This window comes from [Clostridium] ultunense DSM 10521 (assembly GCF_000511955.1).
Lineage (GTDB): Bacteria > Bacillota > Clostridia > Tissierellales > Tepidimicrobiaceae > Schnuerera > Schnuerera ultunensis.
The window spans coordinates 40617-66793 of record NZ_AZSU01000007.1; the positions used below are offsets into that span (position 1 = coordinate 40617).

24 protein-coding genes are annotated in these 26177 nt (G+C 32.3%); 8 read left to right on the top strand and 16 right to left on the bottom strand.

Annotated elements, in window-relative coordinates; all coding sequences use genetic code 11:
- A partial coding sequence (locus CUL_RS19805; protein WP_236616486.1) for a transposase occupies positions 1 to 344 on the top strand: 344 nt, incomplete at its 5' end.
- Positions 345 to 651: 307 nt separating this feature from the next.
- Here CUL_RS19805 and spoVT read toward each other — a convergent pair.
- The 7 genes from spoVT to spoVG all read right to left on the bottom strand — a co-directional run bounded on the left by spoVT (position 652) and on the right by spoVG (position 9399).
- Positions 652 to 1203 carry a stage V sporulation protein T gene (gene spoVT, locus CUL_RS0114875; RefSeq protein ID WP_025642480.1) on the bottom strand — a complete coding sequence of 184 codons (552 nt, stop codon included), beginning with the start codon at positions 1201 to 1203 and terminating at the stop codon, positions 652 to 654.
- A 131-nt stretch (positions 1204 to 1334) separates the two neighbouring features.
- Positions 1335 to 2315, bottom strand: coding sequence for a SurA N-terminal domain-containing protein (locus tag CUL_RS0114880; protein WP_005587624.1), 981 nt, complete (start codon positions 2313 to 2315; stop codon positions 1335 to 1337).
- Between the two features lie 32 nt (positions 2316 to 2347).
- Positions 2348 to 5863: a transcription-repair coupling factor gene (gene mfd, locus CUL_RS0114885; RefSeq protein WP_236616487.1), complete on the bottom strand. Its 3516-nt coding sequence runs from the start codon at positions 5861 to 5863 to the stop codon at positions 2348 to 2350.
- A 57-nt stretch (positions 5864 to 5920) separates the two neighbouring features.
- Positions 5921 to 6490: an aminoacyl-tRNA hydrolase gene (pth, locus tag CUL_RS0114890; protein ID WP_005587627.1), complete on the bottom strand. Its 570-nt coding sequence runs from the start codon at positions 6488 to 6490 to the stop codon at positions 5921 to 5923.
- A gap of 16 nt (positions 6491 to 6506) precedes the next feature.
- The gene (locus tag CUL_RS0114895) at positions 6507 to 7454 is read right to left on the bottom strand and encodes a ribose-phosphate pyrophosphokinase (protein WP_005587629.1); all 948 of its coding nucleotides are present in this window, start codon (positions 7452 to 7454) and stop codon (positions 6507 to 6509) included.
- Positions 7455 to 7474: 20 nt separating this feature from the next.
- Positions 7475 to 8860 carry a bifunctional UDP-N-acetylglucosamine diphosphorylase/glucosamine-1-phosphate N-acetyltransferase GlmU gene (gene glmU, locus CUL_RS0114900; protein ID WP_005587630.1) on the bottom strand — a complete coding sequence of 462 codons (1386 nt, stop codon included), beginning with the start codon at positions 8858 to 8860 and terminating at the stop codon, positions 7475 to 7477.
- Positions 8861 to 9135: 275 nt separating this feature from the next.
- Positions 9136 to 9399: a septation regulator SpoVG gene (gene spoVG / locus CUL_RS0114905; protein WP_005587631.1), complete on the bottom strand. Its 264-nt coding sequence runs from the start codon at positions 9397 to 9399 to the stop codon at positions 9136 to 9138.
- A 349-nt stretch (positions 9400 to 9748) separates the two neighbouring features.
- Here spoVG and murC point away from each other — a divergent pair, with 349 nt between their 5' ends.
- Positions 9749 to 11149: a UDP-N-acetylmuramate--L-alanine ligase gene (gene murC, locus CUL_RS0114910; protein ID WP_025642486.1), complete on the top strand. Its 1401-nt coding sequence runs from the start codon at positions 9749 to 9751 to the stop codon at positions 11147 to 11149.
- Positions 11150 to 11185: 36 nt separating this feature from the next.
- On the opposite strand, the gene CUL_RS17645 is transcribed toward murC, so the two are convergent.
- From CUL_RS17645 to CUL_RS0114940, 5 genes are all read right to left on the bottom strand, one after another.
- Entirely contained in the window at positions 11186 to 12160 is a 975-nt protein-coding gene (locus CUL_RS17645; RefSeq protein ID WP_005587633.1) for an LCP family protein, read from the bottom strand.
- Between the two features lie 130 nt (positions 12161 to 12290).
- A complete protein-coding gene (locus CUL_RS0114925) occupies positions 12291 to 13145 on the bottom strand; it encodes a 3-hydroxybutyryl-CoA dehydrogenase (protein WP_005587634.1) in 855 nt (284 codons plus the stop codon).
- 17 nt (positions 13146 to 13162) lie between these two features.
- Complete coding sequence (locus tag CUL_RS0114930) at positions 13163 to 13942, bottom strand: short-chain-enoyl-CoA hydratase (protein WP_005587635.1); 780 nt, start codon at positions 13940 to 13942, stop codon at positions 13163 to 13165.
- 122 nt (positions 13943 to 14064) lie between these two features.
- Positions 14065 to 15372, bottom strand: coding sequence for a glucose-6-phosphate isomerase (locus tag CUL_RS0114935; protein WP_035143337.1), 1308 nt, complete (start codon positions 15370 to 15372; stop codon positions 14065 to 14067).
- 85 nt (positions 15373 to 15457) lie between these two features.
- The gene (locus CUL_RS0114940) at positions 15458 to 16582 is read right to left on the bottom strand and encodes a SpoIIE family protein phosphatase (protein ID WP_025642491.1); all 1125 of its coding nucleotides are present in this window, start codon (positions 16580 to 16582) and stop codon (positions 15458 to 15460) included.
- Positions 16583 to 16807: 225 nt separating this feature from the next.
- On the opposite strand from CUL_RS0114940, the gene CUL_RS0114945 reads away from it, so the two are divergent.
- Positions 16808 to 18100, top strand: coding sequence for a methyl-accepting chemotaxis protein (locus CUL_RS0114945; RefSeq protein ID WP_005587639.1), 1293 nt, complete (start codon positions 16808 to 16810; stop codon positions 18098 to 18100).
- Between the two features lie 6 nt (positions 18101 to 18106).
- Here the strand turns inward: CUL_RS0114945 and CUL_RS0114950 are convergent, their stop codons facing one another.
- Together CUL_RS0114950 and CUL_RS0114955 are read right to left on the bottom strand one after the other, a co-directional pair.
- Positions 18107 to 18637 carry a cob(I)yrinic acid a,c-diamide adenosyltransferase gene (locus CUL_RS0114950; protein ID WP_005587640.1) on the bottom strand — a complete coding sequence of 177 codons (531 nt, stop codon included), beginning with the start codon at positions 18635 to 18637 and terminating at the stop codon, positions 18107 to 18109.
- Between the two features lie 59 nt (positions 18638 to 18696).
- On the bottom strand, positions 18697 to 19833 hold the full coding sequence (locus tag CUL_RS0114955) for a THUMP domain-containing class I SAM-dependent RNA methyltransferase (protein ID WP_025642494.1): 1137 nt from the start codon (positions 19831 to 19833) through the stop codon (positions 18697 to 18699).
- Positions 19834 to 19983: 150 nt separating this feature from the next.
- Between CUL_RS0114955 and CUL_RS0114960 the strand changes: the two genes are divergently transcribed.
- The 5 genes from CUL_RS0114960 (at position 19984) to CUL_RS0114980 (ending at position 24793) form a co-directional block, all read left to right on the top strand.
- Positions 19984 to 20361, top strand: a complete 378-nt coding sequence (locus tag CUL_RS0114960) for a class II SORL domain-containing protein (protein WP_005587642.1) — start codon at positions 19984 to 19986, stop codon at positions 20359 to 20361.
- 327 nt (positions 20362 to 20688) lie between these two features.
- Positions 20689 to 21915: a tyrosine--tRNA ligase gene (gene tyrS / locus CUL_RS0114965; protein WP_025642496.1), complete on the top strand. Its 1227-nt coding sequence runs from the start codon at positions 20689 to 20691 to the stop codon at positions 21913 to 21915.
- A gap of 177 nt (positions 21916 to 22092) precedes the next feature.
- Positions 22093 to 22854: a CAP domain-containing protein gene (locus CUL_RS19325; RefSeq protein WP_005585090.1), complete on the top strand. Its 762-nt coding sequence runs from the start codon at positions 22093 to 22095 to the stop codon at positions 22852 to 22854.
- Positions 22855 to 22946: 92 nt separating this feature from the next.
- Positions 22947 to 23399 carry a MarR family winged helix-turn-helix transcriptional regulator gene (locus CUL_RS0114975; RefSeq protein WP_005585092.1) on the top strand — a complete coding sequence of 151 codons (453 nt, stop codon included), beginning with the start codon at positions 22947 to 22949 and terminating at the stop codon, positions 23397 to 23399.
- Positions 23399 to 24793 (top strand): MATE family efflux transporter, encoded by a 1395-nt coding sequence (locus tag CUL_RS0114980; protein WP_005585093.1) that lies wholly within the window; start codon positions 23399 to 23401, stop codon positions 24791 to 24793. Before CUL_RS0114975 ends, CUL_RS0114980 begins: the two co-directional genes overlap by 1 nt.
- 40 nt (positions 24794 to 24833) lie before the next feature.
- On the opposite strand, the gene CUL_RS0114985 is transcribed toward CUL_RS0114980, so the two are convergent.
- Both CUL_RS0114985 and CUL_RS0114990 read right to left on the bottom strand, forming a co-directional pair.
- Positions 24834 to 25445 carry an NUDIX hydrolase gene (locus CUL_RS0114985; protein WP_005585094.1) on the bottom strand — a complete coding sequence of 204 codons (612 nt, stop codon included), beginning with the start codon at positions 25443 to 25445 and terminating at the stop codon, positions 24834 to 24836.
- A 52-nt stretch (positions 25446 to 25497) separates the two neighbouring features.
- Entirely contained in the window at positions 25498 to 26019 is a 522-nt protein-coding gene (locus CUL_RS0114990; RefSeq protein WP_005582561.1) for a peroxiredoxin, read from the bottom strand.
- Between the last annotated feature and the right edge of the window lie 158 nt (positions 26020 to 26177).

The window sequence follows — 26177 nt, forward strand, 5'->3', positions numbered from 1 at the left end:
TCAATGGTAAACTAAGCTATATATTAAATTGTGAAAATCCTTGCACTAGTTCAAAATGCGGAAGAATTAAACAAATTACTATACATCATAATTATCGCTTTAATTCTTCTATCCCTCGTGATAGCTTAAAGTGGCAGAAACTATATAGACTTAGAACTATCTGCGAAAGATCCATTTGTCAAATTAAGAATTTCATTCAAATTAAATCATCAAGAGTTAGAAATACAGTATCTTTAAAATCAGATATTCTACTTGCCTGTATTTCTCAATTAATTGCTTTTATACTTATATTTAAGTCTAAAAATTATGATAAACCTCTTGCTATTAAATCTTTGATTGCTTAACTTTAATCTCTGAAACTAGATAACCAGTTTTTAAAAGGTTTCATTGAACCTTTGCTTTGCTATGCCTTTTTTGTGGATATCTGAAAACTTAAGATGTTTAAAAGCGTTTAATTGCCTATTTTCTCCTATTTTCTGTGGATAACTTTAAAATCATATTTTGCAACTATCTATTTAATACAAACTAAACCCATTATACCAAAAATATATTTAATATAATATACTATTATAACAAGGAAAGCCAATATGGAATATTTTTTAATATTCCTATAATAAAAATAATATAGCCTACCAATTTGGTAGGCCCTTTTTAGCTTTCCATCTGTTTTGACAAAAACCCTGCTGCCGTTTCAACTAATTTTACTTCAACATCACCCATAATTGCATCTGGTTCCTTCGACATTAATATTACAGTTCCTATTGGATCCCCTTGCATGATTATTGGCGCTATTGCCTGAGCTGTATATTCATCTGAACTTTCATCTTCATAAAATAATTTAATAGGTTTATCTGTATCTTTTGTCAAATAGCTATTTCTTGATTCCATGATTCTCTCCAAATCAGGACTTATCCTTTTTTCTAGGTACTCCTTTTTTGAGCCTCCAGCAATTGCAATTATATGGTCCCTATCTGAAATAATGGCAGTAAAAGTAGTAGCTTCATATAAGGACTCGCAATATTCATTGGCGAACTCATTTAATTCTCCGATAGGAGAGTATTTTTTAAGTATTACCTCACCTTCTCTATCTGTAAATATTTCCAATGGGTCTCCTTCTCTTATTCTCAAGGTTCTCCTGATTTCTTTAGGTATAACAACTCTTCCTAAATCATCAATACGTCTTACTATGCCAGTTGCCTTCATCTTTTCCCTCCTCAAGAAAATTTATTGTGTATTTATTATTTTACTAATAGGAATTTTTTATACATTTATGGTAATCTTAAGTTAAAGTATTTACATTAATTGAAAAACTCCACTAAAAAGTGGAGTTTTCGTTAATTTTTTTTGCCATCCTTACTATCTTTATCCATATATATTTTTACATCTGCCTTTTCCTTCATATCCGATATCTTTTCCATATATTTGCTGTATTTTAGTACTGAAACCACATCCTCTTTTAATTCTTCATAGCTATCTATTCTATCCTCTAATAATATAATATGATAACCCGATTCAGTCTTAATCAAGCCACTGGTTTCCCCTATTTCCAAATTAAAAGCTGCATCCCCTAATGCTTTATACCCTTCTAATAGTGATTCCTTAGTAAAATAACCTAGATCCCCGCCTTGTATCGCTGAGTTTGAGTCTGCTGATTCAGTAGCAACTAAACTATGGAAATCCTCACCATTTTTTAGCTTTTCTAATACCCTATTACCTTCTTCTTCAGTTCTAACCAAAATATGGCTTGCTCTAACCTTAACAAAGGAGTCCTTGTTTTTATCAAAATATTCTTTGATTTCTTCTTCTGATAAATCGATTTTATTATAAAAATTGTCTCTATGTTTTATATATATTAATTCTCTCTTTAACCCTCTTTTAAGAGTTTCTTCGGTAAAACCATTCTTCTCCAAATACTGCCTATACTGTTCTTCATCGGTTAATTCTAACTCGTTCATATAATAATTTTTAACTGCATCATTTATCTCTTCATCAGTTACAGCTATGTCCATCTTATCCAATTCTTTAGCCAATATCTTCTCTAATATTAAGCTTCCTAATATATTTTCTCTTAATACATCTTCAAAAACTTTATTATCTCCCATATCTTGAGATAAGATATCCTCTCCAAATTGTTTTTGGCGCACCTTTTTTGCCAATTCAAAATCCTCATCAAATTCTTTTTGAGTGATTATTTCACCATCTACTTTAGCTACTATACCTTCTTCCTTTTCTTTGTTAGCGCAACCTGGAATAAACCAGGACATTAAACCGACTATTACTACCAATATTAAAAGTCTTTTATTTAATCTAAACACTCATAACATCCTCCCTAATAAGTATAATTATATTATATAGCATTTTTCACATTATGGAAACCTCTAATTTTTTCAATTAATCCCCTTAAATCGGATATTAAATCTCTACCAGTTCTATAATTAAAAGAGGGAGTATTAGATAGATCAAAATTGATCTTCCTTCCATATTCTTTCGATAGATAATGAATTAAATCTGGAGAAATGAATTCTATGGAACTAAATTCTAGAGTAATTATATTCTCAGACTGACTGATATTCTTAATATGATATAGGCTTGCATTGTTTTTAATATAGGAAATATCCATTAAATTGTTTACCTCTTTAGGTATATCTCCAAACCTGTCTATTAGTTCATCTAATAATTCATTATAATCTTCTTCATCTACAATAGCAGCAATCTTTTTATAAATTTCAATCTTTTGTTCCTCATCTTCAATATATTTAGAAGATATATACCCATCTATTGCTAAGTCAATGGTCGTATCTACAATTTCCTCAAAATCTTCACCTTTAATCTTCTTAATAGTTTGGTTTAAAAATTTAACATAAAGGTCATAACCTATGGCTTCAATATGTCCATGTTGTTCTACCCCTAAAAGGTTTCCTGCTCCTCTTATTTCTAGATCCCTCATGGCAATTTTATAGCCAGAGCCAAATTCGGTAAAATCCTTTATTGCCCTTAACCTTTTTTCTGCCACTTCAGTTAAGACTTTGTTTTTTTCATAGGTGAAATATGCATAGGCAACTTTGTTTGTCCTTCCAACTCTACCTTTTAGTTGGTATAGTTGTGATAACCCCATTTTATCGGCATCGTATATGATAATTGTATTCACATTGGGTATGTCTAGGCCCGTTTCAATAATGGTTGTACATACTAAAACATGGTATTCATTAGATATGAAATCCATCATAACCTTTTCTAATTCCCTTTCACTCATTTGACCATGACCTACCGTTATACTAGCCTCTGGAACCAATTTTTTTAACTGTACTGCCATCTTGTCAATAGTTTCTACCCTATTGTATACAAAATAGACCTGCCCTCCCCTTTCCATCTCCTTTAAAATGGCTTCTCTTATCATCTGCTCATTAAACTCTACTACATAAGTCTGGACCGGATATCTTTCTTCAGGCGGTTCATCTATAACACTCATGTCCCTAATACCTATTAGAGACATATGAAGAGTTCTAGGAATAGGCGTTGCTGTAAGGGTTAACACGTCCACATTTTCCTTTAACTTCTTCAAGGTTTCTTTATGCTTCACCCCAAATCTCTGTTCTTCATCTACGATGAGAAGTCCTAAATCCTTAAAAATTACATCCTTAGATAGGAGCCTATGGGTACCTACTACAATATCTATAGTCCCCTTTCTAATCCCATCAATGGTATCCTTCTGTTCCTTAACAGTTCTAAACCTACTTAACATAGCAGCCTTAATAGGAAAAGTGCTGAACCTTTCCATTATGGTATTATAGTGTTGTTGAGCCAATATAGTAGTAGGTACTAAAAAGGCTACCTGCTTTCCATCCATTATAGCTTTAAAAGCAGCTCTTAAAGCTACTTCCGTTTTCCCATATCCTACATCACCGCATAATAGTCTATCCATTGGTTTCCCCTTTTCCATATCCCTCTTAATGTCCTCTATACTTTTAATCTGACCTTCCGTTTCCTCATAGGGGAATAGATCTTCAAATTGGCTTTGCCATACAGTATCCTTAGAAAAAGAAAATCCCTTTAAACTCTCCCTTTTAGCATATAGTTCCAATAAGTCCTTTGCCATATCTTCTACTGCCTTTTTTGCCCTTTGTTTCGTTCTAGACCATTCTAAACTGCTAAGTTTATTGACCTTTGGCTTAATGGAATCTGCCCCAATATATTTTTGGATTAAATTCATCTGGTCTATAGGCACATATAATTTGTCGTTTCCCCTATACCTAATAGTTAGATAGTCTTTAATTATGCCTTGTATATTTAATTGTTCAATCCCTTCATACTGGCCAATACCATGGTTTTCATGGACTACAAAATCCCCTATTTTTAAATCAGAAAAATTAATAGTATCTGCTTTTGACTTACGTTTCACCTTCCGAACCTCTTTAGAGGAACCAAATATCTCTTCATCCGTGATAATAGCCATTTTAATATCTGGATACTCAAATCCTTTATTAATGCTTCCGGTAGTTATGAAAACTTGGCTTGATTTAATATGCCGATTGCCATCTTCTACAAAACTGCATATAAAGTCTAGGTCCATCAAAGTTGATTGTAATCTTCTTCCTCTTTCTTCTGTACCCGATAAAATTATTACCTTATATCCTCTATATTTATAATGATCTAATTCTTCCTTTAAAAGGTCCATATCATTATGAAAATATTGCATAGATTTAGTGGTAAATCTCAATAGGGACTCTGGCTTAAATTTAGGGTCATTTTTTAATAAAGCTGAGTTGAGTATTGAAATTTTTCCCTCTATACTATCTACTATATCCTTATATCTATAACTGATCTTCTCATGACCAGGAAGAACCTCTCCTGCCTCTAAAACATAAGAGTATTTAAGTAAAAATTGTTCCTCTATACTTTTTGATCTTTCCTCTATCCTTCTTGGCTCGTCAATAAATACAAGACTATTATCTTGAAAATAATTAAATATACTGGACAAATATTCTTCAGGTATAAAGGGAAGTACCATATCCATATTTGAAATATATAGTTTCTCTTTAAGCTCTTCAATATAATCCGTAAACTTATCTTCAATATTTTGCCTAATCTTAGAACCTTTTTCTAACTTGCGAATTACTTTGTTTAAAGTCCTTTCCATGCTTTTTATAGTACTATCCCTATAATGGTCTAATATCAATACTTCCTTTACTGGAGGTATAAATACAGACTCTACCATTTCTAAGGACCTCTGGGTTCCTAAATCAAAGGTTCTTATAGAGTCTATCTCATCATCAAACATCTCTATTCTATAGGGATTTTCACTATTAGGTGGGAAGAAATCCACAATACCTCCCCTTATACTAAACTGACCTATTCCTTCTACCATGCTCTCCCTTTCATATCCACAAGCTATAAATTGTGAGGCCAGCTCCTCCAATACCATCCTGCTTTCCAGGTCAATCTTCATGGATTGATTTTTAAATAGAATAGGATTTATAAGTTTATTTAATACTCCTTCAATATGTGCCACAACGATTATCTGCTCCCCTTCTATTAGGCGAGAAAGTACCCTTAATCTTTCATTAGTCCTTTCAGAGCTAATAGCATCTACTTTGTAGAACAGTATATCCTTATTAGGGAATATTTCTACTACATTATCATCAAAATTCTTGATATCTTCATAAATCTTCTTAGCTTTCCCTTCATCGTAAGTAAGTATTAAAATCTGTCTGCCTAGATGTTGGTTTAGGGCATAAGAAATATGCCCTATATTCTGGTCAATAATTCCATAAGTTGATATAGGGCTTCTCCTTTTTTCTATATCCTCTAGCATTTTTTTATAAGAAGCTAGGTTTTTCAACGGGTCAATAAACATATTTAGCATTATATCAGCGCTCCTTAATTTATACATAGGCCTTAAGCCCAGGATTAAATCCTGGGCTTAGTCTCCTTTTTTATTGAACTGATTCATGGCCGTATTCATATCATAAGTTATAATGGTTTCTACAGCCTGAGCAGCCTTTTCTATGGCAACGTCAATATCCATTCTCTCATCTTTGTCAAATCTACTCAAAACAAAATCGGCTAAATCTTGTCCTTCTCTCTTGTTTCCTATTCCAATCTTTATTCTCGGAAAATCCTCAGATTGTAAATGGTATATTATGGATTTCAATCCATTGTGAGAACCGGCACTGCCTTTCTTCCTTATCCTAATAGTCCCAAATTCTATATCTATATCATCCACCACTACTATTATATTCTCTAGAGGAAGCTTATAGAAGTTATACAAATCCAATACCGCCATACCACTATTGTTCATATAGGTTTGGGGTTTTACTAGGAAGACCTTTTCACCACCAATAGTTCCTTCACCATATACTGATTTGAACTTTATCTTATTTATTATTATATTATTCCTATTAGCTAATAAATTTATAGTATCAAAACCAACATTATGTCTAGTATTAAAATAATTTTTACCAGGGTTCCCTAACCCGACTACTACAAACAATTTATCACCTCATAGATTAATCGAACAATATACTTACGGATTCATTGTAGTGGATTCTCCTTATAGCTTCGGCAAATATTGGCGCTACACTTACTACTTCTATCTTATCGATTAGTTTCTCTTCTCCTAATGGTATAGTATTCGTTACAACAAACTTTTCAATCACTGAATTTTCAATTCTTTCAATAGCAGGTCCTGATAATACGGGATGGGTAGCACAACCATAAACGGATTTAGCTCCAAAGTTTTTCAACACTTGAGCTGCTTTAGTTATTGTCCCAGCCGTATCGATTATATCATCTACTATTATAACATTCTTCCCTTCTATATCTCCAATTACATTCATTACTTCTGAAACATTGGCTTTAGGTCTTCTCTTTTCAATAATGGCTATAGGAAGATCTAATAGATTAGCAAAATTTCTCGCTCTGGCTACTCCGCCTAAATCTGGGGATACAATAACAGTTTCCCTATCAATAATATCTTTAAAGTATTCTGCCAAGATTGGTACTCCAGATAGATGGTCTACAGGAAGATCAAAATATCCTTGGATTTGTCCAGCATGTAAATCCATACTTACAACTCTATCTATTCCAGCTACCGTCAACAAATCTGCAATTAACTTAGCGGTAATAGGCTCCCTAGCCTTTGTCTTTCTATCCTGTCTTGCATACCCATAATATGGGATCACTGCATTTATTCGTCCAGCAGAAGCTCGTTTAAAGGCATCTATAAGTATTAATATTTCCATTAAATTATCATTTACAGGCGTACAAGTAGGTTGGATTATAAACACATCACTACCTCTGACGGTCTCGTCAATATTTACAAAAATTTCTCCATCACTAAATTTACCTACTTCACAACAGCCAAAAGGTACATCCAGCTCCTTACAAATACTTTTTGCCAATTCTCTGTGGGAATTTCCCGAAAAAACCTTAATTTGACCCTTTCGTAATTTCATTTAATACTCCTCCTATCAGTTTACTTATTATCTTTATAACCTTTTTCTTCAACCCAGCCATCCCTATTTACCTGCCTAGCTCTAGCAATAGACAAATTGCCTTCTTCTACCTCTTCAGTTATAGTAGAACCAGCTGCTATATATGCCCATTCCCTTACAGCTACAGGGGCTACCAGATTAGAATTGCTGCCAATAAATACATTATCTTCAACTAAAGATCTAAACTTTGAACGGCCATCGTAATTTACAAACACTACTCCACAACCTACATTTACATTTTTCCCTACATCCGCATCTCCTATGTAGGCTAAATGTCCAGCTTTAGAATTGTCTCCAATTGTAGAATTTTTAACTTCCACAAAGTTACCAATTTTTATATTCCTGCCTAAATGGCTATTAGGTCTTAAATGAGCATAAGGTCCTATCATACATTCGTCATCTACTATGCTATCACTAATATTTGATGAGTATATCTCCACCTTATTGCCAATTTTACTATTTTCTATTCTACAATTTTCTCCTATTATACAATCTTCACCAATTATAGTTTTTCCAACAATTATTGTCCCTGGATATATTATACTATCTTTTCCAATAGTAGCGCTAGGTTCTATATAGGTATTTTCTGGATTTATTATAGTTACTCCATTTTCCATATATCTTTTATTAATTCTACTTCTCATAACCTTTTCACAGAAAGCTAATTGAACCCTAGAGTTAACTCCGTGAATTTCCCTTGAATCTTCTATTACATAAGCTCCGACTTTACAACCTTCTTCCTTTAGAATCTTAATCACATCTGTAATATAATATTCGCCTTGAGCATTGTCATTATCAATTTTACTAAGGGCATATTTCAACTGTCTCCCGTTAAAGCAATATATACCAGAATTAATTTCCTTTATTTTTAATTCTTCTTCTGTTGCATCTTTATGTTCAACGATTTTAAGTATATATCCTTCATCATCCCTTATAACTCTGCCATAACCAGCCGGATCTTCTAAATAGGCTGTTAGAATTGTACCATCATAATCATTTTTGTCGTGATAATCCACAAGTCTTTTTATTGTTTTATCCCTTATTAAAGGAGTATCCCCATATAGGATTATCACATTGCTATTATCATCTATATGGTCAATAGCTTGCATAACAGCATAGCCCGTTCCATAAGGATATTCATCACCTATAGGTTGGGTTTTAAATAGGATATGGGAATCCTTAAACTTTTCCTTTACTTTTTCTCCCCCATGACCTACTACTACGTAGTTTTTCTCTATATTAGCATTTTTGCTCGCATTTATAACATACTCCAATATAGGTTTCCCACATATTTTATGTAATACCTTTGGAATTTTAGACTTCATCCTTGTACCTTCTCCTGCAGCCAATATTATCGATATATTCATACTAACACCTCTTTTATATTTATCTATCCAAATTATATTTTAACCTATTTAGCCTATAAGTCCACACTAAATATATAATTTTCTTAATAATATCCCAGATTATTGTCAAATCTCCATGAATTTATAAAAAAAGCTTCTATGAAAACGTAATTATGAAATCCTTTTTTTGAAACTCAATTAGGGTAAGTTCTTATTAATTAACACTTTATAAGTTGGAACTTTCCTATTCGCTATTAATTCGTTATTAAGGTAAAAAAGGACCTTAAGGTCCTTTTTCACTCGGATATTAAAATTTTTTCATATTCTTCAAAAATTGCATCTTGAATCTTTTTCCTAGTTTCTGCATTAATAGGATGTGCAATGTCCCTAAATTCACCGTCTGGCATTTTCCTACTAGGCATTGCAATAAACAATCCATTCTGTCCTTCGATTATCTTAATATCGTGTACAACAAATTCTTCATCAAAGGTTACAGATACTATTGCCTTCATCTTCCCTTCTTCGGCAACCTTTCTAATTCTTACGTCAGTTACTTTCACAGTATAAGTTCACCACCTTCCATAGAAGCCAAAAAAATATTATTAAATATTCTCTATATTCTCTATATTTTTAAAAAATCCTTCTTATTTTGGAAATTATTTTACCTTTTTTAATTTTTTAATTAAATTTGGATTAAATCCACAAATAATGATAAATTTAAATTGGATTCAAATTAGTCTTTACAAATTTTGTAATTTGCCTTTTATATTGCCTTTTTATTATTATAGTAATATGATATAATCAAACAGTGACAAAAATCTCTTGTCAGAATAAAATAATATTAATATGTAACTTGGTAATAATATTGAAAGAAAGCATTCAATTTTGACTAACATAGGAGGTAAGTTTATGTTTGAATTTTGCATAAATGACCATAATTACTCTCACGTCCATTTTATTGGAATTGGTGGGATCAGTATGAGTGGTTTAGCAGAAATTTTATTGACAGAGGGATATAAAGTTTCTGGCTCTGATATGAATAATAGCTATATAGTTGAAAGGTTAAAAAATTTAGGTGCTGATATATACATAGGTCATAGCGAGAATAATATTAAGGGAGCAGATTTAATCGTATATACAGATGCCATTTCAAAGGATAATGAGGAACTGATAAAATCTTTAGAAGATAGTGTTCAAACCGTTGATAGGGCAACTTTTCTTGGTGCATTGATGAAAAATTATGAAAACTCTATTGCAGTATCGGGAACCCATGGTAAGACCACAACTACTAGCATGATTGCCACAATCTTAAACCGTTCCCTTTTAAAGCCGACTATTTTGCTTGGAGGTCAATTAGATGAAATTGGGGGAAATGTTAAGCTAGGTACTAAAAAATATCTCTTAACAGAAGCTTGTGAATATAGAGGAAATATTTTAAAATACTACCCTACTATAGCTATTATTTTAAATATGGAAGAAGAACATTTAGATTATTTCGAAGACATTAATCATATAGTAGATACTTTTACTCAATACGGACAAAATATATATGAGGATGGATATTTAATTATAAACTCCGACGATTCTAATGCTAGGAAGGTAATAGGAAATACTAGGGCAAAGATAATTACCTTTGGGTTAAATAGTAAATCCGATTATTCTGCTGAAAATATTTCCTTTACCACTGATGGATATCCTAGGTTTATGCTCAATATAAAAGACGAGTCCTTATACCCAGTAAAATTGAATGTAATGGGAATTCATAATGTTTATAATGCATTGGCTAGCATATCGGCTACCCATACTTTAGGAGTGCCCATAGATACTATATTAGAATCCATAGAGGCATATAAGGGAACCCATAGACGGCTGGAAGTGAAGGGAATTATAAATGGAATAAAAATAATAGATGATTATGCCCATCATCCTACTGAAATTAAAGCCTCACTAAGAGCATTAAAAAATTCAACAGATAACCGGATCTGGTGTATATTTCAACCCCATACTTATACGAGAACCAAAATACTATTGAATAGTTTTGCTGAATCCTTTTCTGAAGCAGATAAAGTAATAATACCGGATATATATGCTGCTCGGGAAAAAGATAACGGTTTAATCCATTCTACTCATTTAGTAGAAGCATTGTTAAAGAATGGAATAGATGCTAAATATATTTCTTCTTTTGATAGTATAGAAGATTATATACTTGATAATGCTAAAAAAGGAGATGTTGTAGTTACCATGGGAGCAGGTAATGTCTATACCATAGGAGAATCCCTGCTTGAAAATAATAAAAAAGAGGCTATATAACCCCCTATATTATAGGGGGTTCCCTAATCCAAAGTTCTATTTTACATTATAAATTTCTTCTAACACCTTGTTAATCTCGCTAGGTTCAAATATAAAATAGGATAATATTTTTCCATTAACTTTTTTTAACTCTGGCTTTCCTGGTAAAGTTATAAATGTAAAATCATCCCTTTTAATGCCTAAAGCCTTCCTAGAATAAGCAAGACCTTCAAATAGTTTAATGTCAGTATTAATATGGTCAAACCCTTTCTTAATCACTATAGGCAATCGATAAGTCAAAACTTTATCCGTAAAGGATTGGAGAAATTGTTGTTGTGCTTTTATCCTTCCTAAATCCCCATCAATATAGCCACCTTGATTATTGTTACCCTTCCTATATCTTAAAAAATCTAAGGACTTCTTCCCATTCAATACTTGTTTCCCCTCCTTTATATCTATATTCAAAGGAGGATCGGCAGTAGGATCCTCATACTTCATATGGAAAGGTACCATCACCTCTACCCCTCCAATTGAATCAATAATATTTTCTACCCCCTCATAATCTATCATTATGTAATGATGAATGGGAACTCCTTCTAATATATGGGATACAGCTTTTTTGACTCCTTCTACTCCATGATCCCCATAAATAGCATTTATTTTCCTCTGTTCTCCTTGATTATATCCTCTCCTATGAATATAAGTATCCCTTGGTATAGAAATTGTGTTTACTTGCTTAGATTTAGGGTTAAAGGTTGCAAATATAATGGTGTCAGTTCTAATATCCTCCATACCTAACAAAATTAGATTTATTCTATTACTATCCTTAAAAGCTTCTGCTAATGAAGAATAGCTTCTTATCGTTGGAGTGGTCTTTTCAATACTAGATTCTTCATCTATTCTAGATTCTTTACTACTAATATTGGAGCCTAATCTATACTCATTAGATTTTAAATAGGAGTAGGAACCTAAAAAAATAGCAACAAAGAAAAAAATAAAGGACACAATAAATACTTTCCAAAAAGTCTTCATTTATTAGCCACCTTCCACTAATATTATTTCTATATATTGTGTCCAATCCAAACCTTTATATATCAAAAAACTTTCTTTTTAGGTGTTTAAACACCTAAAAAGAAAGTTTTTATCAACTAATCTATCTGGTTTACCTAGAATAATCGAAGAATCCTTTTTTAGTCTTCCTTCCTAAAAGACCACCCCTTACCATCTTTCTAAGAAGTGGATGAGCCCTATATTTTGAGTCGCCAAATTCAGTATATAGTACATCCATAATGGCTAAACAAACATCTAGCCCTATCAAATCGGCTAAAGCTAAGGGGCCTATTGGATGATTTGCACCAAGTTTCATGGCTTCATCTATATCCTCTGCCGCTGCTACTCCATCTCCTAATATACCTATAGCCTCATTGATCATAGGAATAAGTATTCTATTTACTACAAAACCTGGAGCCTCCTCTACTTCAACAGGAGTCTTACCTAAGGCTTTAGATAATTCTATTATTTTGCTTTTAACTTCTTCCGAAGTACCAATTCCCTTTATAACCTCCACTAATTTCATCACAGGAACTGGATTAAAGAAATGCATTCCTATTACCTTGTCTGGTCTATTAGTGCTACTTGCTATTTCAGTAATGGATAAAGAAGATGTATTTGTAGCTAATATGGTATCTTCCTTACATAATTCATCTAATCTTTTAAAAGTCTCCTTCTTTACATCCATATCTTCTGCAATCGCTTCAATAATTAGATCACAATCCTTTAAATCTTCGTAATCAGTTGTTATTTCAACTCTTTCCAATATACTATCTTTGTTATCTTCAGTGATTTTTTCTTTTTTCACTAATCTACCTAAATTTTTATCTACTACTTTTAGACTTCCCTTTGGATCTGATGGATCAATATTTCTAACCCACATTATTACATCATATTCATTTTGAGCAAAAACCTGCACTATCCCTGAAGCCATAGTCCCTCTACCTAATATACCAATTTTTTTCATCTAGACACCCCCAAATTTTATTTCAATTTATAGTTTGGTTTGCGTTTTTCTAAAAACGCTTCCATACCTTCTTTTTGATCTTCTGTAGCAAAACACAGTCCAAACAAATTCTTTTCAATATCCATACCCGTTTCAATATCCGTTTCTATTCCCCTATTTATTGCAACTTTTGCAAATCTTACTGCAATTTGTCCATTTGATACAATCTTGTTAGCCATAGCAATTGCTTCATCCATTAGTTCCTCTCCTGGAACTATCTTGTTGACTAAACCTATTCTATAGGCTTCCTCCGCATCTATCATCTCCGTAGTAAATATTAACTCTTTAGCCTTTCCCAAACCTATTATGCGGGATAACCTTTGAGTTCCTGCAAATCCTGGAATGATCCCCAAGCCTACCTCAGGTTGCCCAAATTTTGCCTTAGTTGAAGCTATTCTTAGATCACAACACATGGCTAGTTCACATCCGCCTCCTAAAGCAAATCCATTTACAGCAGCTATAACTGGTTTCTCCATTAACTCTATTTTTCTAAAAAGCTTTGACCCTTTCTCTGCAAACTTTCTCGCTGCAACCATATTCATATCCTTCATTTCAGAAATATCTGCTCCCGCAACAAAAGCTCGTCCTTCTCCAGTAATTATTAGTATATGTACATCATCGTCATCTATTACCATATCAACTGTATTATCTAGTTCACCTAGAACGTTGGAATTTAAAGCATTCAAGGCATTAGGTCTGTTGATGGATATTATACCTATATTTCTATCCTTTTTAAACAAAACATCATTAAAATCCATATAGTTTCCACCTCCCTATTAAAATTCTGTTAGCCTGTCTGTATCTATATTCTATCAAATATTGTATGATAAAACAACTAGAGTTTGTATATTAATTAACAATTAAATGATACTGAGTTCATTTAATATCCAGGTTTACCCAATAGTTTAAACATATTCTTTTTATATTCCTCTACCCCTGGCTGGTCAAAAGGGTTGACACCTAATACATATCCGCTAATTGCACAGGCCTTTTCAAAAAAATATATTAATTGCCCCAAATAGAATTCGCTTAACTCTGGTAAATTGATTATTAGATTAGGTACTTCACCCTTAGTATGGGCCATTAAAGTACCTTCAAAAGCTCTTTTATTAACATAATCTATGGTTTTACCTGCCAAAAAATTAAGCCCATCCAAATTTTCCTTATCCGCTCCTATGGTTATATCTTTTTTTGGCCTTTCTATATTTATTGTAGTTTCAAATAGATTCCTTTTCCCGTCTTGGATTAATTGACCTAAAGAATGTAAATCGGTAGTAAAATTAGCAGATGCAGGAAAAATCCCTTTATTATCCTTTCCTTCACTTTCTCCATATAATTGTTTCCACCATTCGGCAAAATATTGTAGATTTGGTTCATAATTTACAAGTACTTCTATATCCTTTCCCTTATTATATAAAATATTTCTTATTAAAGCGTATTGGTAGCAAATATTATCCTCTAACTCCTCCTTTGAGTATTCCTTCATGCCCATCAAGGCTCCTTCCATAAGCTTATCTATATGGACTCCCGAAACAGCTATGGGAAGCAGGCCTACAGCTGTAAGTACTGAATATCTTCCTCCTATATCATCGGGTATTATAAAAGAAGTATATCCTTCCTTTTCAGTTAACTCCCTTAAAGCTCCTTTAGAACTGTCCGTAGTAACATATAGCCTTTCCCTTGCTCCTTCTTTTCCATATCTCTTTTCCATATACTCCTTAAAAACTCTAAAAATCAATGCTGGTTCTGTAGTAGTTCCTGACTTAGATATTACATTGATACTTATATCCTTATCCTCTAACAACTCCATTAGATCTAATATATAATTGCTGCTTATATTGTTTCCTGCATAATAGATTTCAGGTCCCTTTCGCTTATCCGATGATAGATTATTATAAAAACTATGATTTAAAGCCTCTATACAGGCTCTAGCTCCCAAGTAAGACCCTCCTATACCTATTAGTACAAAAGCCTGGGAATCCCGTCTTATTTTACCAGCAGTGGCTTTAATCTTTTCGAATTCCGTTTCATCATAATTTTTAGGTAAGTCTATCCACCCAGTAAATTCCTTACCTGCCCCACTCCTATCCTGGAGTAATCTATGGGTGAGTTTTATAATGGATTTCATATATTTTATTTCATGTTGTTCAAGCAAACTATTGGAATAATCAAATGTAATATTTTCCATGATTTTACCTCCATACATTTATTATTAATCTATATAATATTAAGAATAATAAAAAGACTTAGAAGTTACCTTCTAGGACTTTTTATTATTCTAACACTTCCATTAATACCATTGCAAAATCATCTTCCTGTTCTCCCCATCTAAATCTTTCCACCTTCTCCACGATATTATTCAATATATCCCCATCATTCTCCTTTATAATATTAACTATTCTATCTACTCCAAATTCCTCTCCCTCTACATTTTTCACCTCCGTTATACCATCAGTATAAAAGAGTACTTTATCATATTTATTTAAAAAAATATCATTTTCTTCATAATATATTTCATTAAATATTAAAGATATAGGGAATCCCTTGGTTATTAATAGTTGAGTTTCATTGGAGTTATACTTAATTGGGATACAGTTATGACCAGCATTTGCATATTTGAAATGATTATCTTTAGTGTTAAATACTGCATAAAATATTGTAAAATATTTATCTACTTCTAGGCCTAAAGTGCTAAATCTTTTATGGAGTTCAGTTAAAGCTACAGATGGACTTAAGACATCATCTTTTATAGCCCTCATAGTTTGTCTAACAAACATGGTCATCATGGAGGCTGTAATACCATTTCCCACCACATCGCAGATATATAGCCCTATATGATCTTCGTCAATCTGGTAAATATCGAACATATCTCCACTTAACATCTCCGAAGGCTTATATAGATGATCTATTTTCAATCTGTTATATATGCCCTTCTTTGGTAATATTCTATGTTGAAGCCTTTTAGCAAACCTTAGATCCTTAACCATCTTTTTATTTCTCTCGATTAACTCTAATTCCAGTTTTCTTTCCCTTGTTACATCTCTAAGAACTTCTACTACAGCTATTACGTTACCGTTAGAATCAATAACTGGAGAGCTTTTTACAGAAAAATATCTACCATCTATTTTTTCTTCTTTTTGGACCGTTTCTTTGGTCCTTATACTCTTTTTAGATATGCAAAAACCACAGGGTTCATCTTTGCCAATAGATTGATAACATTTCTTGCCTACCAAATCATCCCCCAAAGCCTTTTTCATAGCCTTGTTAACGTATATAATAGTACCATTTATATCTACTACTCTAACCCAATCTGCCATACTTTCCAAAACCTGATAATTCAATATACTATATTCTTTCATATTTTCAACTAAAGAGTTGAATTCTTCTCTAATTAGCATATTATCACCCTTTAAATAAAATAGGTACTTGGTTTAATAATATCATAATAATTTTTAAAATACAAAGTTTTTTAATATATGTTTATAGCTAATTATTTATAACTCAGAACACCTTTTTATATATTTTTTGCCATTTTTCCACTTATTTCTTAACTTTCTATTAACATAAAATTAAATATATAGTATCATATATATAATAGTTTAAAATAGAAGGAGGAAATTTTAATGAAGCAAAATAAATCTAGTCAAAATCATTTTAATAAATTAAAACTAAATTTTTTTACTTTAGTTTTTATAACAATTTTTTTTAGCATTGTCCTAACTTACTTCATTGTGAATACTATCAAAATCGATTTAATACAAAATTTACAACTATATATATTTATTACGGCCATAGTAAATACATTGATAATCGGTTTAGTTATCCGGGCCCTATTCAATAAAATAATCAGCAAAACCTTAAATAATATATCTTTCACAATAGAACATATGGCCAAAGGTGATTATTCAAAATTAGAGGAGATTAAGGATATTAAGGAACTACCCCATATAAATGAATCTTTAAATAAGATAATAGCAGCAAGCAAGAAAATGACTTCAAACGTCAAGGATAATGCAAATATTTTAGCAGATAATGCAAAAAATTTGTCCCTTGTAATTGAAGACACTACCTCTTCTATTGAAAACATAGCCGTAAGTGTTAATGAAATTGCCAAAGGTTCTGAAGACACTTCTATGAACATTACCGAATTGAGTGAAGCTATTTCCAACCTAAACAATCTATCTCAAGATACAGAAAATTTTGCAGAGCAAGCAGGGGAACTTTCTATTGCCATGGCCCAGTCTGCTAAAAAAGGTTATGAAGATGTGGACGAAATTATCCATATGGTTAATTTAATAGAAAATACTACAAAGGATACTTCAAACATTATAGAGGAATTGAACCATCAGATTAAAAATATCGATAATATAGTAATTATTATTAACGAAATAGCCGAACAAACTAACCTCCTCGCGTTAAATGCTGCCATCGAAGCTGCAAGAGCTGGAGAAGCTGGTAGGGGCTTTGCAGTAGTTGCTGAGGAGATTAGAAAACTAGCCGATGCTACTCATACATATTCAGGAGAAATATCCGCCATTACTTCCAATGTTACCAATAGTAGCAAAAGTGCAGTAACTAGTATTGATGAAGTAAGTGAAGTTGTGGAAAAAAGCGTAAATATTGCAGATTTAACTAAAAAATCCTTTGATGATTTATTAGTTAAAATCGATCAAATAAATATTTTGATAGTAGAAATTACAGAAGCTGCAAAAGATGTACGTAATAATAGTGAGTATATATTGGAAAGGGCCTCAGAAATATCTGCTATTTCAGAAGAAACAACAGCAGCTTCTGAAACTAGCGCTGCTGCTGTAGAAAATAACCTTGCCTCTATGGAAGAGATTGCTGCTTCTATTGGAAGCCTATCTTCCATTGCTGATGAACTAAATAAAATGATAGAGCATATTAAGATTTAATTTCAATTAAGGTATATATTCTACCTTTATTTCTTCTTCTTCAAGATACCTAGCTAAAGCATATATTAAATCAGAAAGTCTATTTACATATTTAATCACCAAGGGGTCCACTTCACTAAGAGATCCTAAGGTGATTATTCTCCTCTCAGCCCTTCTACATATAGTGCGACAAACATGAAGATATCCCGACTTCTTTCCTGAACCAGGAATTATAAAGCCAGTAGGGTTATTCAATCTCCCCATATACTCATCAATATTATCCTCTAAATATTCAATATCCTCTTCTATTATATAGTATTTTACTTTGGTCTTATCCTCTGTCGCTAAATTGCTAGCTACAGTAAATAGCTTGTTTTGAACTTCTTGAATTATGTTATATATTTCCCCTTCATCAATATAATTCTTAGCTAGACCTAAAAAGGAGACTAGCTCATCTACTGTCCCATAGCTTTCCACTCTAATATCATCCTTAGATACCCTTTTGTTGTCAAATAAAGAAGTAGTTCCTTTATCTCCAGTCTTTGTATAAATACTCATAAACTTTTCCCCCTCCATTCTTTTAATTCAATTATACCCTTATACTATCTATATTCTCATTAATTTCTTGGTGGTCTTGGACCATAGTATTGATAATAATCTACTTTAATCCTTCCATTATAAAGTTTTCTTTTTCTATCTGCATCTTTTCCATATAATCTTTCGAAATCTTCACTGGAAGTTAAAACGTATATAGAATAGGTACCTAGCTTTCTAAAAATTTCTCCCATGTCCTTATACAATTTATCTACTTCTTTTTCTTCTCCTATTCTTTCCCCATAGGGAGGGTTGCAGATAATTACCCCGTAGTTATCTCTAAACTTGAAATCTCTAAAATCTTTAGTGATAAATTTTATATCCTCTTCTAAACCTAAATTAGCTACATTCTCCTTTGCTAATTCTATGGCTTTCTTGTCTATGTCTGAACCAATAATATTCAAATCAAAATCTTTAACCATTACATCCCATGCTTCCCTTCTTGCATCCTGCCAATATTCTTTTTTAATCCTAGGCCAACCTTCAGAGGCAAAATTCCTATTTAAACCTGGAGCGATGTTTTTACCAATCATTGCTGCTTCAATAGGAATAGTTCCCGAACCACAGAATGGATCCAGTAAAAATCTATCCTTATTCCAATAACTTAATTGGATTAATGCTGCTGCTAAAGTTTCCTTAAGAGGTGCTTCTACGCTTTGGGTTCTATAGCCTCTTTTATGTAATCCAGACCCAGAGGTATCAATGGTCAAGGTTGCAATATCCTTAAGTAAAGATACTTCTATTGTAAATTTAGCCCCAGTTTCCTCAAACCAATCCCTTTTATATTTAGTTTTCAATTTTTCTACAACAGCCTTTTTTACAATAGCTTGAGAATCGGAAATACTAAATAGCTTTGAATTCACTGATTTTCCCTCTACGGTAAATTTTCCATCTTCAGTAATCCATTCATCCCAGGGAAGAGCCTTAGTTTTTTCAAATAGTTCATCAAAAGAAATGGCTTTAAACTCTCCCATCTTTAGTAACACCCTATCAGCAGATCTTAACCATAAATTAGTAATAGGAATATCCTTTTCAGTCGCTTTAAAGGTAATCTTGCCATTTTCAACCATCAAATCATTATATCCTAGGTTTTGTAATTCTCTTTTCACAATGGCTTCCAATCCAAAGGTTGTTGTTGCAATTAACTCAATTTGTTCCATAATATACTTCCTTTCTAAATTGTTTCAACTCTATTATACCTAAAATAATAAATAATTACTTCCCCTGTGTATTTTTTATATTATTTGGGTATTAATCTATATAAGTTATTCTTAAGAAATATAATCAATAAATTTGGGAGGTTTTGAAATATGAAAAGTATAGGAAAACTATATCAAAGTGGAGATTGGAAAGGTGAAAAGCATGTGCCGGTAATCCATGCACCTGAAAAAGTTAAAAAAGGAGACTTAGTAGAAGTTAATCTCAATATAGGTGAAGAAATCGCTCATCCAAATACTCAAGAACATTACATAGCATGGATTAAGCTCTATTTCCATCCAGAAGGGAGTAATTTCCCAGTAGAAGTAGGAAGTTATAATTTTAATAGCCATGGAGAGCATGGTACCTTCACTGAGCCTTATGTATCGGCTAAATTTAAAGTGGAAAGATCCGGAACCCTTCATGCTACAAGCTATTGTAATATCCATGGTTTGTGGGAAAATAGTGTAGAATTAGTAGTAGAGGACTAGTAAGTCCTCTTTTTCTTTTTCCCTTGACAATATAGGTTTTATATATTAATATACATTTAAAATCAATATGAAACGATGACGGATAACAGTAGCCTATTATGGTTAAAATACAGAGAATAGATCATTAGTGAGAGATCTGTAACCTAATAATAGAGTGAATTACGAATCCAAAGTTTCAATAGGAAACTATTGCGATTATCACACGTTACGTGATTAGAGGCTTTATGCAAATTAAGGTGGTACCACGGGTGTCTTCTCGTCCTTTTAGGAGAAGATGCCCTTTTTTAATGAAAATAAAAATTAATGTAATTTTTAGGAGGTTATATTATGGCTAATGTATTTGATGTATTACACAAAAGAGGTTATATCGATCAGGTAACCTACGAAGAAGAACTAAAAGAGCTTTTAGATAAGGAGTCTGTAACCTTTTATGTTGGATTTGATGCCACTGCCGATAGCTTGACTTTAGGCCATTTTATTCAAATAATGGTAATGATGCATATGCAAAGAGCTGGACATAGACCCATTGCTTTACTAGGCGGTGGAACTACCATGGTAGGAGACCCTTCCGGAAGAACTGATATGAGGAAGATGCTGACTAAAGAAATGATTGATCATAATGCTTCAAAATTTAAAGAACAACTTTCAAGATTCATCGATTTTGATGATGATAAAGCTATATTGGTCAATAATGCAGATTGGTTATTGGATTTGAATTTCTTAGATTTCATGAGAGAAGTTGGAGTTCACTTTTCTGTAAATAGAATGTTAACCTTTGACTGCTACAAAAACAGATTAGAGCAAGGGTTGACCTTCTTTGAATTTAGCTACATGCTTATGCAGTCTTATGATTATTTAAAACTATATAGGGATTATAACTGTCGTCTCCAAGTAGGAGGTAGCGACCAATGGTCTAATATACTGGGAGGATATGAACTGGTGAGAAAACTGGAAGGGGATAAGGTATATGCTATGACCTTCAAATTACTCTCTACCGCTGCCGGGATTAAAATGGGTAAAACTGCAGCTGGTACTATATGGTTAGACCCTGAAAAAACATCTCCTTATGAATTTTACCAATACCTAAGAAATTCTGATGATAGAGATGTAGAAAAATTCTTGAGTCTATTAACCTTCTTGCCTATGGATGAGGTAAAAAGGCTAGGTTCTTTGGAAGGAGCAGAAATTAACAAAGCAAAAGAAATCCTAGCTTTTGAGGTAACTAAAATGGTCCATGGGGAAGAAGAAGCTATTAAAGCACAAAAAGCATCCAAAGCATTATTTACTGGCTCTGAAGAGGATGGTTCTATACCCTTTACAGAATTTAACAGGAATGTATTTGAAAAGGGTATAGGAATGTTAGATTTATTAAAAAATGTAGGTCTGACTAAATCCAATAGCGAAGGTAGAAGACTTATAGAACAAGGTGGAATATCCATAGATGATGTAAAAGTTGAAGACATAGATAAAATCATTACCTTAGATAATTTTAAAGACGATAAAATCCTTGTTAGAAAAGGTAAGAAAGTATATCATCAAATAAGAATAAAATAACATGCTTCGATAGGAGTCCTGTTTAAACAGGACTTTTTGTTTTTACATTAATACCAATATTATGTTGACCTACCAACTATTGAGTGTTTATTTGATATAAATTTAATGTTATACTTTTAAAAAATCATAAATACGAAAGGGGGCCGGATCGAATCTAAATTTTAAGGAGGAAAAAAGATGAAGAAAAAGGGTAAAAAGATACTAATCTCATTAGCTGCAACTATGCTTTTATCAACATCCGTAGGACAGGCTGCAAGTATAAATTACGAGGATAATACCTATTATACGCCTTATAGCGGCAAATACAATAAGAAAGGCTATGTTATTACTTATAATAATTACTCTAATAATTATTTACAAAATAGATATAGTAATATAATTATTAGATGGACTCCAAAATATTGGGATGACAATAATACTAATGTCCCTATAAAGCCTGAAACTCCTATAAAAGATGTAGAAACTCCAGAATCAGATATTGATAAGGGCAAGGATAAAACCAATAATACTCCTGAAACAAAACCAAGCAACCCAATTCCTGAAGTGGAAGAAGAATCCAATACTTCAATAGAGATGGAAGTGGTAAGACTTGTAAATATAGAAAGACAAAAAGCTGGATTAACTCCATTAACCTATAGTGAAGAATTATCTAAGGTAGCCAGAGCTAAGTCTCAGGATATGTCCAATAAAAATTATTTTAGTCATACTTCTCCTACATATGGAGATCCCTTTAGTATGATGAGAAGCTTTGGCATTCAATACAAGACGGCTGGCGAAAACATTGCTAAAGGGTATTCCAGTGCTAAATCTGTAGTCAACGGCTGGATGAATTCATCAGGTCATAGGGCAAATATACTTAATCCAAGCTTCGGAACTATTGGGGTTGGTTATGTTAAAGCTAATGGTACTACCTATTGGACTCAGATGTTCACAAATTAGCCTTGACTTTAATAGAGTAAAAGTATAGAATAAGTAGTTAGAATTCTAATAATTAGAATTCTAACTACTTTTTTGTTTGAGGTGGTACAATTATGGATAATACTATTATAGATGTTAGATATGGATTAATTAAATTCATGTCATTGTTTCATAGATTGTTTACTCCAACCTTTAAAAAAGAAACGGACGATATATATGGCTGCACAAAAAACCAGATAAAAGCAATAATGATTCTTGGTAGAATCAATGAAATTACTCCTACCATATTAGGTAAGTGTATGGATATGGAAAAAGGCAGTATTACTACTTTAATTGATTCAATGGAAAATATGAATCTAGTATATAGGGAAGATGATCCAAGAGATAAAAGAAAGACTATTATTAAATTATCCGAAGAAGGTAAACAATATTATGCAAAACAAGAAGAAAAGTTTAATAAACGAATAGAAGAACTTTTTCATATTCTTTCTGAAGTAGAAATTAATAAGTTTAATGAAAGTCTAAAAACCATCGTAGAAATATTGGAAAAAGTGAGGGATGATTAATGAGTGAAAGAAATGAAAGATCAAAATTTTTAGGTGAAGAAGAAATTGGTAAACTTCTTTTGAAGTTTTCTATTCCTGCTATAGTAGGTATGTTAGTAAATGCATTATATAATATAGTAGACCGAATATTCATAGGTAAGGGAGTAGGCAGCATAGGAATTGGTGCCATATTTGTCACTTCACCTGTTGCCTTAATTCTTATGGCCTTTGGTATGCTAATAGGATTTGGTGGAAATTCTCTATCATCTATAAGATTAGGAGAAGATAAGAAAGATGAAGCAGAAAAAATCTTAGGAAACGCTCTAGTATTATTATTCATTATTTCAATAACTCTTAGTATTTCAGGCCTAATTTTTATTGAACCATTACTTAAAATTTTTGGTGCAAGTGAAACCATACTGCCCCATGCTGTAGACTATATGTCCATAATCCTTATAGGAGCACCTTTCCAAGCTGTAGGCTTTGGAATTAACGCTTTTATTAGAGGAGAAGGTAATCCAAAGATTGCAATGATTACCATGCTAATTGGAGCAATCCTTAATATAATATTGGATTATATATTCATATTTATATTTAATATGGGAATAAAAGGTGCAGCATTAGCTACTATTATTTCTCAAGCAGTTTCTGCCATTTGGGTTCTCAGTTATTTCTTTGGTAGTAGAAGTATGTTAAATTTAAAAAAAGAAAATATGAAATTGAAAACTAGTATTATTAAAAGTATTTTCTCCATTGGTTTTGCTCCTTTTAGTATGCAACTAGCTGCTAGCTTAGTAACGGCTATTTTAAATAACAGTTTAAATACTTACGGAGGAGACATTGCTGTTTCAAGTATGGGAGTTATCCATAGTATTACTATGTTAATACTTATGCCAGTCTTTGGTATAAATCAAGGAGCTCAACCTATTATCGGTTTTAACTATGGTGCAAAAAAATATACAAGGGTAAAAGAAGCTTTAAAGAAAGCAATAATGGCTGCAACTGCTGTATTAACTTTAGGCTTCCTAATAACTCAGACAATACCCCATAGGTTATTTGGTATGTTTTTAGAAAAAGGACCTGAAATGGATAAAATAGCAGACGTTGGTATTAAAGGATTAAAGATTTATTTAGCTATGTTACCTATTATAGGTTTCCAAATAGTTAGTTCTAATTATTTTCAAGCTACTGGCAAACCTAAACAATCTGCCTTTTTAAGTCTATCTAGGCAAGTGTTAGTTCTAATACCAGCCCTATTGATTTTACCAAGATTTTTTGGTCTAACAGGAGTATGGTTAGCAGGTCCAGTATCGGACCTGACTGCATCAATTGTAACCGCTTTATTTTTGATAAAGGATTTAAAAGAATTAAATAATGGTATTCACATAAATAATAGGATGATCGAAGAAAGGTAAAACAAATGAGTTCTCTTTTGGCTTCATGCCAAAAGGGAACTCATTTTATTAAATCTATGAAATGCTTAGTCATCTTAGCAGTATAACCCCAGATTATATAATCATTATAATTATAAAAATAGACCGAATGCTTATCGAACCGCCAGTTATAATCTTTTCCATTAGGTATTAGATTATATGGAAAATCCTCACTTATAGCTGGATGCAAATCTATATAATAAAGGTTAGGTTCATTATTTATAAAAAAATCTATTGGAACTGTGAATATATGGTCTACTTCATCCTCATTTGGCTTAATCTTATCCACATCTATATTATGGATTGTGCCTAAAAAAGAATGGATTACTGTATTAGCATGGGAAACAAGATAATCTAATTCTCCTATTATATTTATATTTTCCTTTTCAATATTAAGTTCTTCCATAGTTTCCCTTATAGCTGCTTCCCTATAAGTTTCATCTTTTTCTAATTGTCCTCCTGGAAAAGATATTTCTCCAGGTTGTCTTTTTAAGCTTTTAGCTCTTAATTCATATATTAATTCCCATCTACCTTGATTTTTTATTAATGGAATAAGAACTGCATATTTTTGCTTGACCTCCAATGGTTCTGGTCTTCTTCCCTTTATCTTATTAATAATATCTTCTATATCCATAGATATACCCCCATAAAAAATTTAAGCGGTCATACATGACCGCCTTCTTATATTATAACAGAGCTTCTCCTTCATCCCAATCTACTGGACAAAGTCCCCCTGTTTTAAGTGCCCTTAACACCCTTAATGTTTCGTCAACAGATCTTCCCACATTTAGATCATGTACTACAGAATATCTAACAATGCCTTCTGGATCAATTATAAATAGCCCCCTTAGAGCAACGCCTTCTTCTTCAATTAATACTCCATAATCTTTTGCAACCTTCTTTGTCATATCTGATGCTATTGGGAAATTAATTTTTCCTAGACTCGAATTAATCCAAGCTTTATGAGAATGTTCACTATCCACACTTATAGCAAGTACTTCTGCATTTTCTTTTTTAAAATCTTCATATCTCTTACTATATCCTGTAATTTCCGTAGGACATACGAATGTAAAATCCAATGGGTAGAAGAACATAACCAGCCATTTGCCTTCATAATCCTTTAACCCAATTTTACAAAAATCACTTCCGTCCCCTTCACAAGCATTCATTACAAAATCTGGTGCTTTTCTTCCTACTAATCTTTCCATTTCTTACCTCCTATATTTAAGTCTATTCTTTTGCAACTATCTTATTTATATCCATTTTTAAAATTTTTAAACATGATTTGATAATAATTATCACTATCATAATAAGTTCTTATTCTGGTGCCTGGCACTATAAATAGAACTTATTGCTATTTATTTAA

Bases quoted from the DNA above. Each gene is read 5' to 3' on its own strand.
- spoVT (WP_025642480.1), bottom strand. From the start codon at position 1,203: ATGAAGGCAACTGGCATAGTAAGACGTATTGATGATTTAGGAAGAGTT.
- mfd (WP_236616487.1), bottom strand. From the start codon at position 5,863: ATGCTAAATATGTTTATTGACCCGTTGAAAAACCTAGCTTCTTATAAA.
- CUL_RS0114895 (WP_005587629.1), bottom strand. From the start codon at position 7,454: ATGAAATTACGAAAGGGTCAAATTAAGGTTTTTTCGGGAAATTCCCAC.
- glmU (WP_005587630.1), bottom strand. From the start codon at position 8,860: ATGAATATATCGATAATATTGGCTGCAGGAGAAGGTACAAGGATGAAG.
- murC (WP_025642486.1), top strand. From the start codon at position 9,749: ATGTTTGAATTTTGCATAAATGACCATAATTACTCTCACGTCCATTTT.
- CUL_RS17645 (WP_005587633.1), bottom strand. From the start codon at position 12,160: ATGAAGACTTTTTGGAAAGTATTTATTGTGTCCTTTATTTTTTTCTTT.
- CUL_RS0114925 (WP_005587634.1), bottom strand. From the start codon at position 13,145: ATGAAAAAAATTGGTATATTAGGTAGAGGGACTATGGCTTCAGGGATA.
- CUL_RS0114930 (WP_005587635.1), bottom strand. From the start codon at position 13,942: ATGGATTTTAATGATGTTTTGTTTAAAAAGGATAGAAATATAGGTATA.
- CUL_RS0114935 (WP_035143337.1), bottom strand. From the start codon at position 15,372: ATGGAAAATATTACATTTGATTATTCCAATAGTTTGCTTGAACAACAT.
- CUL_RS0114940 (WP_025642491.1), bottom strand. From the start codon at position 16,582: ATGCTAATTAGAGAAGAATTCAACTCTTTAGTTGAAAATATGAAAGAA.
- CUL_RS0114945 (WP_005587639.1), top strand. From the start codon at position 16,808: ATGAAGCAAAATAAATCTAGTCAAAATCATTTTAATAAATTAAAACTA.
- CUL_RS0114950 (WP_005587640.1), bottom strand. From the start codon at position 18,637: ATGAGTATTTATACAAAGACTGGAGATAAAGGAACTACTTCTTTATTT.
- CUL_RS0114955 (WP_025642494.1), bottom strand. From the start codon at position 19,833: ATGGAACAAATTGAGTTAATTGCAACAACAACCTTTGGATTGGAAGCC.
- CUL_RS0114960 (WP_005587642.1), top strand. From the start codon at position 19,984: ATGAAAAGTATAGGAAAACTATATCAAAGTGGAGATTGGAAAGGTGAA.
- tyrS (WP_025642496.1), top strand. From the start codon at position 20,689: ATGGCTAATGTATTTGATGTATTACACAAAAGAGGTTATATCGATCAG.
- CUL_RS19325 (WP_005585090.1), top strand. From the start codon at position 22,093: ATGAAGAAAAAGGGTAAAAAGATACTAATCTCATTAGCTGCAACTATG.
- CUL_RS0114975 (WP_005585092.1), top strand. From the start codon at position 22,947: ATGGATAATACTATTATAGATGTTAGATATGGATTAATTAAATTCATG.
- CUL_RS0114980 (WP_005585093.1), top strand. From the start codon at position 23,399: ATGAGTGAAAGAAATGAAAGATCAAAATTTTTAGGTGAAGAAGAAATT.
- CUL_RS0114985 (WP_005585094.1), bottom strand. From the start codon at position 25,445: ATGGATATAGAAGATATTATTAATAAGATAAAGGGAAGAAGACCAGAA.
- CUL_RS0114990 (WP_005582561.1), bottom strand. From the start codon at position 26,019: ATGGAAAGATTAGTAGGAAGAAAAGCACCAGATTTTGTAATGAATGCT.